Origin of the sequence: Ruegeria sp. HKCCA4812, from assembly GCF_013034245.1 — a bacterium.
GTDB lineage: Bacteria > Pseudomonadota > Alphaproteobacteria > Rhodobacterales > Rhodobacteraceae > Ruegeria.
Window position 1 is genome coordinate 208,797 of record NZ_WQFQ01000002.1, and the last position, 17,628, is coordinate 226,424.

Genomic DNA, 17,628 nt, shown 5'->3' on the forward strand with positions numbered 1-17,628 from the left:
GCCATCAGGCGGCCCCAATAAAGTCAAATTTGAAACGTCTAACCGTTCTCAAGTGTCCTGCGGTTGTTTTTGGTTGTGAGTTCGTGGGCTGTCGGCCCGGTTTTTCTAAGCCGCAAAATGAATAGAACGGGCGGATTGAAATGAGCCACAACCAGGCTGTCGGCGCGACGCACGACGAACCGAAAATTGAAGGATTGCAGCCAGGCGCAAAGCTGTTGCGCGGGCAGTATGAAATCCTCCGCTATCTCAGCAACGGCGGATTTGGGATCACTTACCTGGCGCGCGACAGCCTGGAGCGCGACGTCGTGATCAAAGAGTGCTTCCCCGGAGCGCTGTGCCGCCGCAACGGTGATCTGGTCGAACCAAACGACCCTTCCTTCAAGGACGACCTGCGCTCGATCATTGACCTCTTTATTCAGGAGGCACGCAATCATGCGCGTCTGGTACATCCCAATATCGTAGATGTGCATCAGGTGTTCGAAGACAATGACACCGCATATATCGCAATGGACCTCATCCGTGGGTGCGACCTGCTGGATTACGTGGAAAATCCGGAAAATAACGGCGGCCCTGATTTCATCGTTCAGGTCACCGAAAAAATGTTGTCCGCGGTTTCTTTCATTCACCAGAGCGGCATGTTGCATCGGGACATTTCGCCAGACAACATTCTGATTGATGAGAACGGAGACCCCGTCCTGATCGATTTTGGCGCCGCACGCGAGCAAGCGGCGAACAAATCGGCAGCATTGCTGACCCTGCGCGTCATCAAGGATGGATACTCTCCGCACGAATTCTATGTGCGGGGCGCGGATCAAGGGCCCAGCAGCGACCTATATGTTCTGGCCGCCACGCTTTATCACGCGATCAGCGGTGAACGCCCCATCGACGGCCAGAGCCGCCTGAACGCGTTCAACAACGGGCAGGATGACCCCTACACGCCATTGACCGGTCGTTTCGAAGGATACCCAGACGGGTTCCTTGAGGCGATTGACAAGGCGATGGAAGTTCACGCCACGGATCGTCTTCAATCTGCATTGGATTGGTTGCGCATGTTCCGCGGCCCCGGCGTCATGTTCGACACATTCGCCTATCGGCCCGTGTCCGTGATTGTCGGAATGGATCGCAAAGATAAAGAGGAAGAAAAGGCCCGGATCAAGGCCGAAAGCGAGAACGCCGAAGCCGTAGTTACGGCCCTGCTGGCCGGAAACTCGGACATCGTTCTTGGCAACGAAGACAAAAAAGATGTCGATCTTACCAAAATCTCTAAGAAAGAGGAAACCCCGGTCGCTGTCGATACAGTGGTTCAGAGCGGGTCCGGCGGCAGCGGCAAGCTGATTGCAGGCGCGGCTGTTGTTGCAGTTGCGTTGGCCGCGGGTGGTTTCTTTGCGATGTCCGGCGACAAGACGGAAGACCAGGCAGAAACACCGGTCGCGCAGCCCGCGGCAGACATACAATCCGCCGAGACAGAGGCGCTCGTTACAGATCCTTCTGTCACAGAGGCCACCGATCCCGAACCCGAAGTGGCCATCGCACCCGAACCCAAGCCGGAAGAGCCTGTCGAGCAGGCACAACCAGTACCTGCGGAGCCAGCTGCCACAGAAACAGCCTCCGCAGACACTGAACGTTCCGAAGTTCCGGCACAGTCGGAAGAAGCGACTGATATTACAGCAGTGTCTGAGATCGAGACACCTGCAACTGATGCAATTGCCAACGCCGGTGTTCCGGCGGAACAGCAGGTGGCGTTTGCGCATTGGGATGTCGATATCCCCTTCCAGACATCCCGCCGCCGCGGCTCGACCGGAGCCACCATTGCAGTTACGGGGGTGGACGCCAATCAGGACATGAGCGTGATCGGCGATTGGGTACAGCGTGGCGCTGTCATCTATACCCTGAATGGCAGCCCAGTCCGTCAGGATGTTCCTTTTGCGGCGCAGGTTCTGGATAACCTGAAGGTTGACGCCGATGGGTACACAAGGGTTGCTGCCCGCTATCGCCCGCTGGGTCAGACCCGGGCGCAAAATGGTCTGTTGGCCCTTCCCGCCATACGATCCGTTGGTTTGGAAAATGGTTACACCTTTACCGTTAGCGCCGAAGGCAATAGCGGATGGCAAACCACGGTGAACGCAGTTCCGGCTGACGCGGCAGGAAGCCTGCAAAAAGACGATGTCCTGCTGAATGAAAGCCATTCCGGCATCACATTTGACGGCTCGGAAAGCCTTGATGAGATGCTGGCCGCACTCGTTTCAAGCGAGCAGCCCGAGGCAAATCTGACAGTGTTGCGCAATGGGGCCGAGACGGCCGCAATCATGCAGCTTGCACAGGAGTAATCTGACCGGTTCAAAAGTGATCTGCCAGTGTGTGTTTGCTGAGGGTGGTATCAAGGTTTGCCACCCTGGCGGGAACCGGCCCGCCGCAGAATGTACCAGTTCCCATGGGTATCCATTGAGTGGCTCTGCGCTGACGTGCAGGGAACAGTAGCAGCTTACGACGCGGCTTATCTGCGTCACTAACTTGAAGGTGTCGACACCATGTTCAAATACAAAAGCCCTCTGAGCCGGCTTCTCGAAGGTGCCGGCAAATCCAAAGAAGAAGACGTTGCCGAGAAACCGGCCGCAGTAGACGGCGCCGTAAGCGAAGAAGAAAAGCAGGAACCCATTGCGGATTTCAACGCACTGCGCGCCGCATTGGCCGGTGGAAACATGACATCCGAATCCTATGAGGAAACGGATGAACTGATCCCCGAAGAAAAGATGCCCGAGTTCGACGAGGCCGAGCCGGAGGCAGTGACCGACCCCGAGGTGTCGATCTTCGCCGAAGACAGTTCGGAAGAAGACAACTTGGAAGAGGACGACGCTCCGAAAAACGTTCTGGTGGAAGAGCATGTCGAAGAACTGGTTGAGGTCGAGCAGGTTGTCACCCTGCATGTGGCGGAAACACCCGCCGAGACTTCGCCAGAGGAAGCAACGGCAGAGGTCGTGTCCGAACCTACCGAGCCAGAAGTCGGCGAGGTTGAGGTTGCCGAAGCTCCGGCCCTAGAAACGAAGCAGGTCGAAGAGACCCCTGAGCCGGTGATTGAGCAGGTTGCACCAGCCCCCGCCCCGGTCGAGGATCGCCGTTCACGGGTCAAGACGACATTTCTGGGATTTGAGCGCGCCGATACGCATGTTCAGGACTTGATCGAATCCTCCGAACCCGTAGCGAAAGCAGAAGCGGCGCAAGAGACATTCCCGGTGGGCTGGCTGGTAGTAACAGCCGGTCCGGGACGAGGTTCAAGCATTACGCTCACCGAAGGCCTGATGCAAATCGGACGCAACGATGACCAGGCCATTCAGTTGGATTTTGGCGATACCGGCATTTCGCGCTCGAACCATGCAGTCATCGCCTATGACCCCGAAGACCGGAAGTGTTACTTGGGCCATGGCGGCAAGGCCAATCTTGTACGTCTAAATGGCAAACCTGTTCTCAGTACCGTGGCCCTGTCCAGCGGAGACCTGATCCGCATCAGCGAAACCTCGATCCGGTTCATGGCCTTCTGTGACGACGGCTTTGATTGGCGGGATTCCTGATTGATGCTGGCAACTCCGGCATATGATGTTGCGCTGATCCTGAACCAGGGTCAGCGGGAAACGCAGGAAGACGCGATTGCGGCCCGCATGTTTGACGCGTCGGACGCGGGTTATGTTGTGATTGCGGACGGTATGGGTGGCCATGAGGCGGGTGAAATAGCTTCAGAAATGATTGTGGCCGCATGGCGCGACGCGCTGGACGCAGAACTTGAGGCAGAAACACTGAACGAAGGATCCGCGATAGATGCGCTTCCGTTGGCCGCCATGCAAGCCAATGCCGCGATCGCCAACTACACCGAGGCCCGGGGCCAAGGGTTCAACATGGGATCGACCATGTTGGGTGTCCTTCTTCTGGGGCGGCGTGTGTTCTGGATTTCGATCGGCGACAGCCCTCTTTACCTGTTTCGAGATGGAGCGTTGACGCAGGTCAACGAAGACCACTCGATGGCACCCGTGATTGCGTCGAAAGTGGCTTCTGGCGAGATCACCGAAGCGGTGGCCCGGGAAATGGACCGCAATCAATTGACGTCCGTAGTTACGGGCGGGGCCATTCCCAAAGTGGACTGCCCGGAAGATCCATTGATCGTGTCGCCCGCCGATGTCCTGATCCTTGGAAGTGATGGCTTGCAGTATATCAGCGACGCCGAAATTCAGGCCATTCTGCGGGATCATCAACAGGGGCTGGCACAAGACATTGCCGAAGCATTGCTGAGGGCCGTGCAGGCCAAGGGTGACCCGGATCAGGACAATCTTTCTATCGCAGTGGCGAAACTTACAAGAACCTAAACAGGCAAAGCAACAGGACCCATGAAAAAGCACTTACTTATATCAAGCCTTGCCCTTGCTGCCGCCACGGGTGCAGCATCTGCGCAAGAGGCGTGTTCAAGTTATGAAATTCAACGCGGCGATAGCTTACGGGAATTGGCAATCGAAGTGTATGCGACGGAAGACTTTCGCATCATTTTCGACGCGAACCGGGATGTTATCGGTTCCAACCCCAATATTATCCGCGTCGGCGACGTTCTGGAACTGCCCTGTCTGGAAGATGTCGGGCGCGCTCCGGTGCTGGCTGACACCGAGGCAGAGCGGCTGGCTGCGGAAATGGCGGCTGAGCTGGTAAAAGCCGCAGAAGAACGCGCTGAAAAAGCTGTGGCCGAAGCAGAAGCACGTGTTGCCGCAGCGGAAGCCGAGGCAAAGAAAGCAAGTGAAGAGGCGGTCGTTGCAGCACGGGCTGCTGCCAAAGAAGAGATCGAAGCCGCCCGCGCCGAAGCTGCCGCTTTGATCCGGAATGCCGGAACGGGTGAACGGCCCGAGATTCGGGATCGTCAATTGCTGTTGATCACCGGTGGGAACTACGCTCCGTTCACCGATGAATCTCTGCCCAATCGGGGGCTCTATACCCATCTGGTTGAGACAGCGATGTTTCGTGCCGCTCCCGAACAGGCCTACAAGATTCAGTTCGTCAATGACTGGTCATCCCATCTGGACCTGTTGATGCCGACGCTTGCATTTGACGCCACCTTCCCCTGGTCGCGCCCCAATTGCGAAGAGGCCGTTGCGCTGTCGGAAGATGATCGCAACCGGTGCGAGACCTACAATTTCTCAAACCCGTTCTACGAGGTTGTGGATACGTTCTTCGCCCGGGAAGGTTCCGGCTATGAGGAGACATTGACCTATGCCGACTTTGCCGGTGCAACGATTTGCCGGCCGGAAGGTTGGTCCCTGTCTCACATGGACGCGGTAAGCCTGTACGAACCGGTCATCAAACTTCTGCGCCCAACGTCACCGGATGATTGCTTTCACTCTCTGATGGAAGGCACCGCAGATATCGTTGCCATCGAAGCACATCTGGCAGCCGAGGCAATAGATCGGCTTGGGTACAAGCACCGGATTATCGAAAACCCCAACCTTGCGGCCATCAAGTCGCTTAACGTCATGACCCACAAAGATAATCCTGATGGGGAAGCGATCCTTGAGACGCTGAATCAGGGTCTGGCAATCATGCAGCAATCGGGCGAATGGCGCGACATCGTGTCAACCGCCCTGCGTCATCAAATGGAAAATGGATAAGGCCCCGATCTGGCCTGACAAACTAAAGTCTGGAGGAAGTGGACATGTTTAACGAGAAGATAAAGAAGGTAGCGCTTTCAGCAACCGCGATCACTGCTCTGAGTGCGGGCGCCGCTGCGGCGCAGGAAGCTTGTACCAACTATACCGTCCAAGACGGCGACACCATGGCGACCATTGCAATCGCAGCTTATGGCACGTCGAACTATCAGCCGATCTTCAACGCGAACCGGAACGAAATCACCAACCCCAACGCTCTGGAGCCAGGTCTGGTTCTGGCCCTTCCCTGTGAAGACGGCAGCCTGCCCAATGGTCAGAGCGCGCAGGAAATCATCGCAGCTGAAGAACAACGTGCAGCCAGCGTCAAACGTTCGAGCGTCTACCAGCCGCCGATCAAGCTGGTGACCGGCAATGGCTGGGCACCTTTCGCAGATGAATCGCTGAACGGTGGCGGAGCAATCACCCGTCTGGGCACCACGGCTTTGCAGCGCGGCGGCAACGCGCGCGACTATTCCGTAAGCTTCGTGGATGACTGGAACTCGCACCTGGAAACTCTTCTGCCTCTTGGCGCCTTTGACGTGTCTATGGCGTGGAACATGCCAGATTGCACCAACCGCACTTACGAATGGTCCTGGGAAACCGAGGTGCGCTGCACACAGTTCGATTCATCTGTTCCGGTCTATGACATTGTCGTCGGGTTCTACACCATTCCGGAAAGCCAGTATGCGAATGCGACAACCTTTGAAGAACTGAAGGGCGCCACCATCTGCCGTATGGATGGCTGGTTCATCCATGATCTGGAACAGGAAGGTCTGCACAATGGTGAAACCATTACGCTGATGCAGCCGATCACCGCACGCGAATGCCTTGACGCGGTCCTGACCGGCACCGCAGATGTTGCAACCTTTGAAGTTCAGCTGTTCTCGGACACAATGGTTGAAATGGGACTGAACCAGAACGACCTGGTTGAGAACCCGTACGTGACCTCGCTTTCCTCGCTGCGCTTTATCAGCCACCGCAGCAATCCGTTCGGCAAGCAATACCTGGCGATGTTGAACAAAGGCCTGAACGAGATGCGCGAAACCGGGGAATGGTATGCGATCGTCTCCGACACGCTGCGCGAGCACAACGAAAAACTGATGGCAGCGTCGAACTGATCCCTCGGTTCAGCTGAAACTTTGGGGCCGGTTCTTCAATCGGCCCCTTTTTTGTCAGCGTTAAACACGAGGTTTTTCAGAATGACAAATTTTGGCCTCTTATCTGCTTCATAACAGCCTCAAATGCGCAGCACCTTCTAACCCCAAGCACGATCATCATTCAATTGATGCCAATGAAAGAGCGTGATTTTCATATGATACAGGGCGCCTTCAATATTCAGAATAGCTCACCGTCGTCCGCGACCAGATCGGATTTGGACGTTGCAGTGATCTTGCCCTGCTACAACGAGGCCGTTGCCATAGGTGAAACCGTTCGGCAATTCCGTGCGGCCCTGCCCGACGCAACGATTTACGTATATGACAACAATTCCACCGACGACTCCGTCAAGGTCGCGCTTGAGGCAGGCGCCCTAGTCTATTCCGAAACATACCAGGGCAAAGGCAACGTGGTCCGTCGAATGTTTGCCGACGTTGATGCGGATGTCTACGTTATGGCTGACGGGGATGCGACCTATGACAGCGCGGCGGCGCCGGAATTGATCGACCTGCTCGTTTCGCAGAATCTGGATATGGTCAACGGCGCCCGGGTGAATGAAGAAACCGAAGCCTATCGGCGGGGCCACAAATTTGGCAACGCGTTGTTCAGTTGGCTTGTGAAATTCTTCTTCAACAGCAAAATCAACGACCTGCTTTCGGGTTACCGCGTTTTCAGCAGACGCTTTGTCAAAAGCTTCCCCGCAGTATCAAACGGGTTCGAGATTGAAACAGAGCTGACAGTTCATGCTATGCAGATGCGCATGCCAATCGGTGAGGTTCAAACAAGATACTCGTCACGCCTGCCAGATTCGAACTCCAAGCTAGCGACATTTTCCGACGGGTGGCGGATTCTCAAAATGATCGGCTTGCTGATCAAGGATGAAAAGCCCATTGCGTTTTTCCTGTCATTGGCCGTGTTTATGTTTTTGCCTTCGCTCTTTGTGTTTGTATCCGTATTCCGGGAATTCTTGGAAACTGGGCTTGTCGATAGAATTCCGTCTGTCGTCGTCGCAGTATCCGGTTTTGTTGCGACAATGCTGTCCATCGTCTGCGCTTTGATATTGGAATCTCTGGCTCTTGCCCGGAGGGAAGCACGTCGTCTGTCATATTTGCAGCACAAAGGTGTAGCTGCGTCAGGCGTTGACCAAATCAAGCCATCGCTTGTCGAGGCTCAAACCCGTCGATTTGGCTGATCAGAACCACCCCCCCCCCAGTTCAATGCTAGGCAAATGAACGGCCTGTTCGCGCGTAAGCGTCTGAACACGCTGGTTTGTTCAAGGATTTGGTGAACCAGATACGCAAATGGCCAGCACCCCAAATGCTGGCCATTTTTCTGAGTGAGTGATATAGCCCTAAGGCCTCACCAGTGAAATTCTTTGTCCCCAAATACCTAACGCGGACTGAAAACCGGCGCTATTGGGGGAATCCCGTAAATCTTAAATTTTTTCCAAAAATCAGGATCTTTCGATCCTTGCTGACCGCCCTGTTCGCAGTTTCAGGAAAGCGATCGAAACTTGCGCCTGCGTCCGGACGGCCACGCGCTGAAATCCAAACTGATGCCCAGGTGTTTACCGGGCACACATTGCGCAAGTCGTTCATAGAACCTGACAAGGTTGGTTTTAACGGCGTAGCCACAGCAAGCTACAGATCGTCAGGCGCAAGCTTCGGGGCGGGTCTTTTGGCAATCCCGCGTTCCATGAAAAGGACCGCGCAAAGGCGGTCCCTTCGTGTTTTGATGTCGGACGAAACTCGCCCGCCTGTTCGACGGCGATCAGCCGATGATTGCGTTCAGCGTAGCGCTGGGGCGCATCACAGCGGCGGTTTTGGCCGGGTCAGTGTGATAGTATCCGCCCAAATCCACCGACGGTCCTTGGACTGCGGCCAGCTCCGACAAGATCTGCTCTTCTTTGTCTGCCAGCTCTTTTGCAAGTGGTGCCATTTCAGCCGCCAGATCGGCATCGTCAGATTGGGCTGCCAAGGCTTCGGCCCAGTAGCGCGCGAACCAGTAGTGGCTGTCGCGGTTGTCCGGTTCGCCGACTTTTCGACTTGGCGACCGGTTGTTGTCTAGAATGCCCTGAGTTGCGGCCTCTGCCGCAGCGCCAAGAACACCTGCCTTCGCGTTTCCTTTGGCGTCGGCCAGGAAGTTCAGGGATTCCCCAAGCGCGCAGAATTCGCCCATCGAATCCCAGCGCAGGTGATTTTCCTCGACCAATTGCTGCACGTGTTTCGGTGCCGAGCCCCCTGCCCCGGTTTCGAACAGGCCGCCGCCATTCATAAGCTTGACGATCGACAGCATCTTGGCCGAGGTGCCCAGTTCAAGGATCGGGAACAGGTCGGTCAGATAGTCACGCAGCACGTTGCCGGTGATGGCGATGCTGTCCTTTCCGGCGGTGATGGTTTCCAGCGTCTGGCGGGTTGCCTCGCGCGGGGCCATGATCTGGAACTTGTCAGCCACGCCCGCAGCCTTGAGCGCCGGTTCCACGTATTTGATCAGCTCGGCGTCATGGGCGCGGTTCGCATCCAGCCAGAAGATCGCCTCGGATCCGGTCAGGCGCTGACGGTCCATCGCCAGTTGGATCCAGTTCTCGATCGGCGCCTTCTTGACGGTGCAGGCCCGCCAGATGTCACCCTTCTCGACCTCGTGCGAATGCAGGGTCTCGCCGTTGGCCAGAACGATGCGCATTGTGCCGTCGGCGGGTGCCTCGAAGGTGGTCGGGTGGCTGCCGTATTCCTCGGCTTTCTGCGCCATGAGACCAACGTTTGCGACCGCACCGGCAGTGGCCGGATTCAATGCACCATTGGCTTTGAAGAACTTGATGCTTTCATCATAAACAGTTGCATAGCACCGGTCGGGGATGACGCAATTAGTATCACCCTTGGCGCCGGTCTCATCCCAACCCTTGCCGCCCGCGCGGATCACGGCGGGCATCGAGGCGTCGATGATCACGTCCGACGGGACGTGCAGGTTGGTGATACCTTTGTCGCTGTCCACCATGTACATGGACGGGCGGTCGCCCTTGATCGCGTCGATTGCAGCGACGATTTCGGCATTGCCCTGAACCCGCTCCAACAGGTCGCCTAGGCCTGAGTTCGGGTTCACGCCCAGAGTGTCCAGCTCGGCTCCGAATTTCTCGAACACCGGGGCCAGCCACGCCTTGACTGCATAACCGAAGATGATCGGGTCGCTGACCTTCATCATCGTCGCCTTCATATGCAGCGAGAACATGGTGCCGTCTTTCTTGGTGTCCTCGATGGCGTCAGCGAGGAAGGCCGACAGCGCCTTGACGGACATGAAGGTCGCATCTGCGACAGTGCCCTCGGCCAGCGGCCAGCCGTCTTTCAGAACGGTCACGCTGCCGTCTTTGCCGACAAACTCGATCCTTGCATCGCCTGCCTGGGCAGCGGTGATGGTGGCCGATTTCTCATTGGCGTAAAAATCGTTGCCCGACATGGACGAGACTTTGGTTTTGCTGTCCGAGGTCCATTCGCCCATGGAATGCGGGTTGTTGCGGGCATAGTTTTTGACAGCCCGCGCCGCACGGCGGTCACTGTTACCTTCACGCAGAACCGGGTTCACGGCCGAGCCTTTGATGGCATCATAACGCGCACGGATCGCCTTTTCTTCGTCGGTCGAAGGATCTTCGGGATAGGCCGGGATATTATAGCCTTGCGACTGCAACTCTTCGATGGCGGCAACCAGTTGCGGAACCGATGCCGAGATGTTCGGCAGCTTGATCACATTGGCGTCCGGGGTCTTTACCAGCTCACCCAATGCCGCCAGATCGTCCGAAACACGCTGCTCATCCGTCAGGTTCTCGGGGAAGGCTGCCAGAATGCGCCCGGCCAGTGAAATGTCCTTGGTGCCCACGCTGACGCCAGCAGCCGAAGCGAACTTGCGAATGATGGGCAGGAACGAGGCGCTGGCCAGTTCGGGCGCTTCGTCTACAATGGTATACAATATGTCGAAGTTCGATTTATCTGCCATATTCTTTTACCTTTTTAAGCCTTTCGGGGCGTGCGATCCAAGAGTTGAAGCCACTTCAGCGTGGCGCGGGAGGGGCGCGATCACGATACCGCCCCTGGGTGACTCTGTTTTGACAGGGCCTCCCTTAAATCACGTTGCGCTGGGAATCAATGATCTGTGCCCGCGCGTTTTGCCACGGGCTGGGCGTGGATGGCTTTTGACGTCATCAGCTCAACGTTTCACCCACCTGTCTCTGGCGTTCCCCTTCAGGTCACGCCAAGTGTTTTCCATGAAACTGTACGGCTTGTCCCACAAAGTTTTTCGGGTTGCGGCCAAGGATTACCGAAATCTCTGCCCTGTCTCGGGATCAAATACCATGGCACGGTCAGGTTGAATGGATATGCCAATCCGGTCGCCGGTTTTGCTGCGCTGGTCATCCCTCTCTTCGACAATCAGTTTGTCGCCATTTGGCGTCAGCAAATACGAGTAGGAGACACCCCCAAGCGCTTCGGTCAGATCCACGGTGCAGGTGTCCGCAGACCGGTCGATATGAATATGTTCAGGGCGCATCCCCAATGTCACCTTGTCCGTTACGGCAGGAACGGTTGCCGAGACCGGCAATGGCTGGCCCAAAGCGGGATGGGTGACATGGCCGTCGGCATAATCGCAATCAAGAAAGTTCATCGCGGGCGAACCGATAAAACCTGCAACAAACCGGTTGTCAGGATCACGGTACAGATCCATCGGGGCGCCGACCTGTTCGATCCTGCCATCGCGCAGCACCACAATCTTGTCGGCCATCGTCATGGCTTCGACCTGATCATGGGTCACATAGATCATCGTTGCACCGATTTCCTGATGCAGACGCGCGATTTCGACGCGCATCTCGACACGCAATTCAGCGTCCAGGTTGGACAGGGGTTCGTCAAACAGAAAAACCTCGGGCCCGCGTACAATCGCCCGCCCGATCGCAACCCTTTGCCGTTGCCCCCCGGACAGGGCCTTGGGTTTGCGCTTGAGATAGGGATCAAGTTTCAGAATGCTCGAAGCCTCCTGAACCTTCTGGTCGATCTCGGCTTTTGGGACACCATTCATGCGCAGGCCAAATCCCATGTTTTCGGCCACTGACATGTGCGGGTAAAGCGCATAAGTCTGAAACACCATCGCCACGCCGCGCTTGGCTGGATCCATATGTGTCACCTCGCGCGATCCAATGTGAATCTCACCTTCCGAGGTTTCTTCCAGCCCTGCAATCATCCGCAATAACGTGGATTTTCCGCACCCTGAAGGCCCTACAAAAACGCAGAACTCTCCATCTTCGATTTGCAGATCGATCCCATGAATGACCTGTGTCTGACCATACCGTTTGATTGCCCGATTCAGAGTTACACCTGTCATGTCATCAGCATCCTGTCGTTTTTGGAACTTTGGCCTGTTTCGGGAAACCGCCAGGCTTGTGCCTCGGCTCCAATTTGTTCGGCCACACGCCGCAGGCGCGGCACCCAGGCTTCGAGTTGATCGAAATCCATACGTTCGGTGGACCCGGTTATCGAAATCGCGCCAAGCATCCGACCGTTTGACGTCAGAACTGGGCAGGCGATGCAAATGATGCCCGGCTCGTGCTCTTCATCATCGATGGCAAATCCCCGGCTGCGAATTCTGTCAAGATCAGTCCGCAACATCTTTTCGGATGTCAGCGTTTTGTCGGTAAATCGGTGATAGCTTTGCTGCGACACCGCCTTGTTCAAAGCATCTTCGTCCAAGAATGCCAGCATCGCCTTGCCGACCCCCGTGCAGTAGGCCGGTCCAACTTTTCCAGCCTGAGAGTACATCTCGATTGGTTGTGCGGCGTTGCGTTTGTCGACGTAAAGAACCTGACTGGAATCAAGTTGCGCCAGATGCACCGTTTCACCGGTTTCTCGGCTGAGGGCATCCAGAAAAGGCCGCGCTATCGGAGCCAGTGAGCTTTGCGTCCATGCCGCATGGGCCAACCGAACCAACCGCATCCCGGGCGCATAGGTCTGCCTGTCGCGGTCATAAGACAGCATTCCTTGGTTGGTCAGGGATTGCAGAAATCGATACAGGGTAGCCTTTGGAAAATCGCTGTTTTCCAAAAGTTCAGCGAATCGCACGGGGCGCTCGAACGATGCCACGTGATCCAGCACATCACATGCTTTGCCTATAGTTCCGTCACCTGACACGGGCCATCATTCTCCTCCGATTATCCCTCGCCATCCTCACGAGGGTCTTGACAACAGTAACCGAGTCGATGTGTAGTTTTCAATATATAAAACAAAGTTTCATTATTTGGAACTTTGCAGGAGACCAACAGGGAGGAAACCATGTATTCAACTTTCAAGCGCACGACGGCTGCGCTGGCGCTTGGTGTCGCGATGGCAGCGCCAGCTGCTGCGGAACTCACCGGAGATCTGCGGATTTTTCTGGACACATCGAACCCGGCGCCACGCGCGACGATGGAGGCGATGATCGAACGGTTTGGGGCACAGCATCCGGGGTTGGAAATCGAAACAACCGTCATCGACCGCGAAGCCTATAAAACACAGATCCGGAACTTCCTGACGGCCGACACCCCGGATGTGGCTACGTGGTACGCGGCCAACCGTATGAAGCCATATGTCGAGGCGGGTCTGTTCGAGGATGTTTCAGATTTATGGGCCGAGCCCGAGATCGCAGACAACCTCGCTTCGACCAAGGGCGCGTTGACAATCGACGGCAAGCAATGGGGCGTGCCCTATACCTACTATCAGTGGGGTGTCTACTATCGCAAAGACATCTTTGACGAGCTAGGCCTGAGCGAGCCGACCACTTGGGAAGAAGAACTGTCCAACTGCCAGAAAATCGTCGATTCCGGACGGGCCTGCTATACTATTGGCACCAAGTTCCTTTGGACCGCCGGTGGCTGGTTTGATTATCTGAACATGCGGACCAATGGTTTCGACTTCCACCAGCAACTCGCCAACGGCGAAGTCAGCTGGGAAGATGACCGGGTAAAACAGACTTTCGCCAACTGGAAACAGTTGATCGACATGGGCGCCTTCATCGACAATCACCAGACGTATAGCTGGCAGGAAGCCCTGCCCTTCATGGTCAATGGTGAGGCAGCAGCCTATCTGATGGGCAACTTCGCAGTGGCACCGTTGCGCGATGCGGGCCTGACGGATGACCAGCTGGATTTCTACCAGTTCGTCGCGATCAATCCCGATGTTGAGCTGGCCGAAGACGCCCCGACCGACACGTTCCACATCCCGGCCAATGCTTCGAACAAGGAAGCTGCGCGCGAATTCCTGCGTTTCGTGGTCTCTGCTGATGAACAGACCGAAATCAACAACGGCGCAAATCTCGGCCAATTGCCGGTCAACGCGCAATCCGCCGTGGATGACGACAAGTTCCTGCAACAGGGCTTTGAAATGCTTTCGTCCAACAGCCCCGGTGGGGTAGCCCAGTTCTGGGACCGCGACGCGCCTGCGGAAATGGCCAAAGTGTCCATGGAAGGTTTCCAGGAATTCATGGTCAAACCCGACAACTTGGACCGGATACTGGCCAAGCTCGAACGCGCGCGCGAGCGTATTTACGATAACTGACTAGGCAAGGGTCGGGCCAAAGCCCGGCCCACGCTCCTTTGAATCGTAGGGCGGGTTCCGACCCGCCTTGCTCCAACAGACCCGAGTTTCCCATGACAGTTGCTGCCGACGCCTCAGAACAGGAAAGCTGGTTCCATCGCAACCAACAACGCATCGCACCCTGGCTGTTTCTGGCCCCCGGGATGCTGTTCTTTTTGGTCTATGTGATTATCCCGGTATTCCAGTCCTTCAACCTGTCTCTTTACGAGTGGGACGGCCTGGGCGCTGCCGAATACGTTGGCTTTCGTAACTACGAAGACCTTTATTGGGAGTGGGTGGATCGGGATGCTTTCTACATCTCGATGAAAAACAACTTGATCTGGCTGATCCTTTACCTGGCTGCGATTCCGGCAGGTTTGTTCATCGCCCTGTTCCTGAATCAGACCGTTTGGGGCATCCGCCTGTATAAGTCCCTGTTTTTCTTTCCTTTCGTGATTTCTCAGGTCGTGGTGGGGCTGGTGTTCACCTGGTTCTACGATCCGACCTTCGGGTTGCTGAACGAATTCCTCGGCTTCTTCGGCCTCGGCCCGGTAAACGTGTTGGGCGATGAGCGTTTCGTGACCTATGGCATCATCTTCGCCGGCCTCTGGCCACAAACCGCCTATTGCATGATCCTGTACCTGACCGGCCTGAACGCTGTAGACCCGGAACAGATCGAAGCAGGACGCCTGGACGGGGCCAAGGGTTGGAAGATGCTTTGGCACATCATCATTCCACAATTGCGGCCCGCAACCTTTATCGCGTTTGTCGTGACCATCATCGGCGCATTACGGTCTTTCGACCTGATCTCAATCATGACACAAGGCGGACCTTTCGGATCCTCCCGCGTGCTGGCCTATTACATGTTCGAGGTCGCGCTGTCCGAATATGGCTTCCGCATGGGTTATGGCGCGGCCATCGCCGTGATCCTATTCCTGATCATGTTGTGCTTCATCGCCTACTTCCTGTGGTCGATGTACCGTGAAGAGAAGGGGCGCTAAGATGTTTCCCAAACCCATCGAAAAACAACCCCGCGCGGCGCAGATCACGTATCAAGCCATGCTTCCATTGGCCCTTCTGTTGTGGCTGGGTCCCCTGCTGGCGGTTGCTCTTTTCTCGGTAAAACCTGCTGCTGACTTCACCAACGCGAATTACTGGGGGATGCCGTCCAGCTTTGAAGGCGCCTTCAACTATGGTCAAGTGTTCTTCAATTCGGACATGCCGCGATACCTGCTGAATTCATTTATGATCACCGTCCCTACCGTGATCGGAGCGGTGGCCCTCAGTTGCATGACCGGCTTCGCGCTTGGCATCTACAAGTTCAAGTCGAACCTCTGGATATTTTTCATGTTCGTGGCCGGGAATTTCGTGCCCTTCCAGATCCTGATGGTGCCGGTGCGCGACCTGACCCTGCAACTTGGGCTCTACAACACCAAGACCGGGCTGGTCCTGTTCCACATCGCATTTCAGACCGGGTTCTGCACCCTGTTCATGCGCAACTTCATCCGCGCCCTGCCCTTTGAACTGATCGAGGCCGCACGGGTCGAGGGTATCAGCGAATGGCGCATCTTCTGGTACGTGGTCCTGCCGCTGATGAAGCCCGCGATCGCCGCGCTCAGCGTGCTGATCTTCACCTTCATCTGGAACGACTATTTCTGGGCCGTCGTCCTGACGCAAGGCGCGGAAAGCCAGCCTGTAACCGCCGGAATCACCAGTTTCAACGCACAATTCCGCGCCGCTTATCAATTGATGAGCGCGGGCTCCATCGTGGCGGCTCTGCCACCGGTGGCCATGTTCTTCCTGATGCAGAAACACTTCATTGCGGGTTTGACCCTCGGAGCTGTGAAATGACCAAAATTACCTTTATCGGTGCCGGGTCCACAATTTTCATGCAGAACATCGTTGGGGATGCTCTGTTAACCCCTGCGCTGGCCGACAGTCACTTTGCGCTTATGGATATCGACCCCCAGCGCCTTGCGGAAAGCGAAGCAGTTGCGCGCTCCATGATCCGCTCGGTCGGGGCCGGGGCGACAGTCTCGACCCATACCGACCGCCGCGCGGCGCTGGACGGGGCCGATTTCGTCATCACCGCGTTTCAGGTGGGGGGATACAAGCCCTGCACGATCACCGATTTCGAGATCCCCAAGCAGTATGGCTTGCGTCAAACCATCGCTGATACGCTGGGCGTCGGAGGGATCATGCGAGGCCTGCGCACGGTTCCGGTGCTTTGGGATGTCGCAGGGGACATGATGCAACTCTGTCCGAACGCGACATTGCTGCAATACGTAAATCCGATGGCCATCAACACCTGGGCACTGGCCGAACGCTTCCCTTCCCTGAAACATGTGGGTCTTTGTCACTCGGTTCAAAATACAGTCGAGGAACTGGCCCACGATCTGGATCTGCCAAAGGATGAGTTCCGCTACAAAGTCGCGGGCGTCAATCACGTCGCATTCTTTCTGAAACTGGAACATCAAGGCCGCGACCTGTATCCGGCACTGCGCCAGGGCTATCACACGGGGAAATTCCCGAAGGCGCCGCTGCTGATGCCGCGCTGCCCCAACAAGGTGCGGTACGAGGTGATGGATCACCTGGGCTATTTCTGCACAGAAAGCTCGGAACACCTGGCCGAATACGTGCCGTGGTTCATAAAGGAAGGGCGACAGGACCTGATCGAGGAATTCTCCATCCCGCTGGACGAATACCCCACCCGCTGCATCGAGCAGGTCGAGATGTGGAAGGAACAGGCCAAGACCCTGACCGACGGGCGCAATATCGATGTCACGCGCAGCCACGAATTCGCGGCCGACCTGATGAACGCGATCGTTACGAACACGCCCTACATGGCCTATGGCAACCTGCCCAACACCGGCCAGATCCCGCAACTGCCCATGGGCGCGGCGGTCGAAACCCCCTGCCTGGTCGACAGCAACGGCGTACAGCCTTCTGTCGTGACCGACATCCCGCCGCAGTTGATTGCCCTGATGCGCACCCAGATCAACGTACAGGAACTGACTGTTCGGGCCCTGACAGAACAGAACCCCGAATATATCTATCACGCCGCGATGATGGATCCGCACACCGCCGCCGAACTGGACCTGCGCCAGATCCGCAACCTTGTCACGGATCTGCTGACGGCCCACAACGATTGGCTGCCCGACTGGTGCCGCCCGGCCCGCGCCGCCTGATCTTCATCTTTTCACAAATACTCAGATCCA

13 protein-coding genes are annotated in these 17,628 nt (G+C 56.4%); 10 read left to right on the forward strand and 3 right to left on the reverse strand.

What is annotated here, in order from left to right; genetic code table 11:
* Positions 1 to 140 precede the first annotated feature (140 nt).
* The 6 genes from GOW04_RS08460 (at position 141) to GOW04_RS08485 (ending at position 8,019) form a co-directional block, all read left to right on the forward strand.
* Positions 141 to 2,327 (forward strand): serine/threonine-protein kinase, encoded by a 2,187-nt coding sequence (locus GOW04_RS08460; protein ID WP_171232219.1) that lies wholly within the window; start codon positions 141 to 143, stop codon positions 2,325 to 2,327.
* Positions 2,328 to 2,528: 201 nt separating this feature from the next.
* A complete protein-coding gene (locus GOW04_RS08465) occupies positions 2,529 to 3,566 on the forward strand; it encodes an FHA domain-containing protein (RefSeq protein WP_171232220.1) in 1,038 nt (345 codons plus the stop codon).
* Positions 3,567 to 3,569: 3 nt separating this feature from the next.
* Positions 3,570 to 4,352: a PP2C family serine/threonine-protein phosphatase gene (locus GOW04_RS08470; protein WP_171232221.1), complete on the forward strand. Its 783-nt coding sequence runs from the start codon at positions 3,570 to 3,572 to the stop codon at positions 4,350 to 4,352.
* Between the two features lie 21 nt (positions 4,353 to 4,373).
* Positions 4,374 to 5,636: a transporter substrate-binding domain-containing protein gene (locus GOW04_RS08475; protein ID WP_171232222.1), complete on the forward strand. Its 1,263-nt coding sequence runs from the start codon at positions 4,374 to 4,376 to the stop codon at positions 5,634 to 5,636.
* Positions 5,637 to 5,680: 44 nt separating this feature from the next.
* Positions 5,681 to 6,790 carry a LysM peptidoglycan-binding domain-containing protein gene (locus tag GOW04_RS08480; protein WP_152460270.1) on the forward strand — a complete coding sequence of 370 codons (1,110 nt, stop codon included), beginning with the start codon at positions 5,681 to 5,683 and terminating at the stop codon, positions 6,788 to 6,790.
* Between the two features lie 173 nt (positions 6,791 to 6,963).
* Entirely contained in the window at positions 6,964 to 8,019 is a 1,056-nt protein-coding gene (locus tag GOW04_RS08485) for a glycosyltransferase family 2 protein (protein WP_254430098.1), read from the forward strand.
* A gap of 578 nt (positions 8,020 to 8,597) precedes the next feature.
* Here the strand turns inward: GOW04_RS08485 and GOW04_RS08490 are convergent.
* The 3 genes from GOW04_RS08490 to GOW04_RS08500 all read right to left on the reverse strand — a co-directional run bounded on the left by GOW04_RS08490 (position 8,598) and on the right by GOW04_RS08500 (position 12,991).
* A complete protein-coding gene (locus GOW04_RS08490) occupies positions 8,598 to 10,811 on the reverse strand; it encodes an NADP-dependent isocitrate dehydrogenase (protein ID WP_171232223.1) in 2,214 nt (737 codons plus the stop codon).
* Between the two features lie 318 nt (positions 10,812 to 11,129).
* Positions 11,130 to 12,188: an ABC transporter ATP-binding protein gene (locus GOW04_RS08495; protein ID WP_171232224.1), complete on the reverse strand. Its 1,059-nt coding sequence runs from the start codon at positions 12,186 to 12,188 to the stop codon at positions 11,130 to 11,132.
* Positions 12,185 to 12,991, reverse strand: coding sequence for an IclR family transcriptional regulator (locus GOW04_RS08500; protein ID WP_171232225.1), 807 nt, complete (start codon positions 12,989 to 12,991; stop codon positions 12,185 to 12,187). The genes GOW04_RS08495 and GOW04_RS08500 overlap by 4 nt, the downstream gene beginning before the upstream one ends.
* A 141-nt stretch (positions 12,992 to 13,132) precedes the next feature.
* On the opposite strand from GOW04_RS08500, the gene GOW04_RS08505 reads away from it, so the two are divergent.
* The 4 genes from GOW04_RS08505 (at position 13,133) to GOW04_RS08520 (ending at position 17,598) form a co-directional block, all read left to right on the forward strand.
* Positions 13,133 to 14,392: an ABC transporter substrate-binding protein gene (locus tag GOW04_RS08505; protein WP_152460266.1), complete on the forward strand. Its 1,260-nt coding sequence runs from the start codon at positions 13,133 to 13,135 to the stop codon at positions 14,390 to 14,392.
* 92 nt (positions 14,393 to 14,484) lie between these two features.
* The gene (locus GOW04_RS08510) at positions 14,485 to 15,411 is read left to right on the forward strand and encodes a carbohydrate ABC transporter permease (RefSeq protein WP_171119269.1); all 927 of its coding nucleotides are present in this window, start codon (positions 14,485 to 14,487) and stop codon (positions 15,409 to 15,411) included.
* Between the two features lies 1 nt (position 15,412).
* The gene (locus GOW04_RS08515; protein WP_170345350.1) at positions 15,413 to 16,261 is read left to right on the forward strand and encodes a carbohydrate ABC transporter permease; all 849 of its coding nucleotides are present in this window, start codon (positions 15,413 to 15,415) and stop codon (positions 16,259 to 16,261) included.
* A complete protein-coding gene (locus GOW04_RS08520) occupies positions 16,258 to 17,598 on the forward strand; it encodes an alpha-glucosidase/alpha-galactosidase (RefSeq protein WP_171232226.1) in 1,341 nt (446 codons plus the stop codon). The genes GOW04_RS08515 and GOW04_RS08520 overlap by 4 nt, the downstream gene beginning before the upstream one ends.
* The last annotated feature ends 30 nt before the right edge of the window (positions 17,599 to 17,628 follow it).

Bases quoted from the DNA above. Each gene is read 5' to 3' on its own strand.
- GOW04_RS08520 (WP_171232226.1), top strand. From the start codon at position 16,258: ATGACCAAAATTACCTTTATCGGTGCCGGGTCCACAATTTTCATGCAG.
- GOW04_RS08490 (WP_171232223.1), bottom strand. From the start codon at position 10,811: ATGGCAGATAAATCGAACTTCGACATATTGTATACCATTGTAGACGAA.
- GOW04_RS08510 (WP_171119269.1), top strand. From the start codon at position 14,485: ATGACAGTTGCTGCCGACGCCTCAGAACAGGAAAGCTGGTTCCATCGC.
- GOW04_RS08480 (WP_152460270.1), top strand. From the start codon at position 5,681: ATGTTTAACGAGAAGATAAAGAAGGTAGCGCTTTCAGCAACCGCGATC.
- GOW04_RS08515 (WP_170345350.1), top strand. From the start codon at position 15,413: ATGTTTCCCAAACCCATCGAAAAACAACCCCGCGCGGCGCAGATCACG.
- GOW04_RS08485 (WP_254430098.1), top strand. From the start codon at position 6,964: ATGAAAGAGCGTGATTTTCATATGATACAGGGCGCCTTCAATATTCAG.
- GOW04_RS08465 (WP_171232220.1), top strand. From the start codon at position 2,529: ATGTTCAAATACAAAAGCCCTCTGAGCCGGCTTCTCGAAGGTGCCGGC.
- GOW04_RS08475 (WP_171232222.1), top strand. From the start codon at position 4,374: ATGAAAAAGCACTTACTTATATCAAGCCTTGCCCTTGCTGCCGCCACG.
- GOW04_RS08495 (WP_171232224.1), bottom strand. From the start codon at position 12,188: ATGACAGGTGTAACTCTGAATCGGGCAATCAAACGGTATGGTCAGACA.
- GOW04_RS08460 (WP_171232219.1), top strand. From the start codon at position 141: ATGAGCCACAACCAGGCTGTCGGCGCGACGCACGACGAACCGAAAATT.
- GOW04_RS08505 (WP_152460266.1), top strand. From the start codon at position 13,133: ATGTATTCAACTTTCAAGCGCACGACGGCTGCGCTGGCGCTTGGTGTC.
- GOW04_RS08470 (WP_171232221.1), top strand. From the start codon at position 3,570: ATGCTGGCAACTCCGGCATATGATGTTGCGCTGATCCTGAACCAGGGT.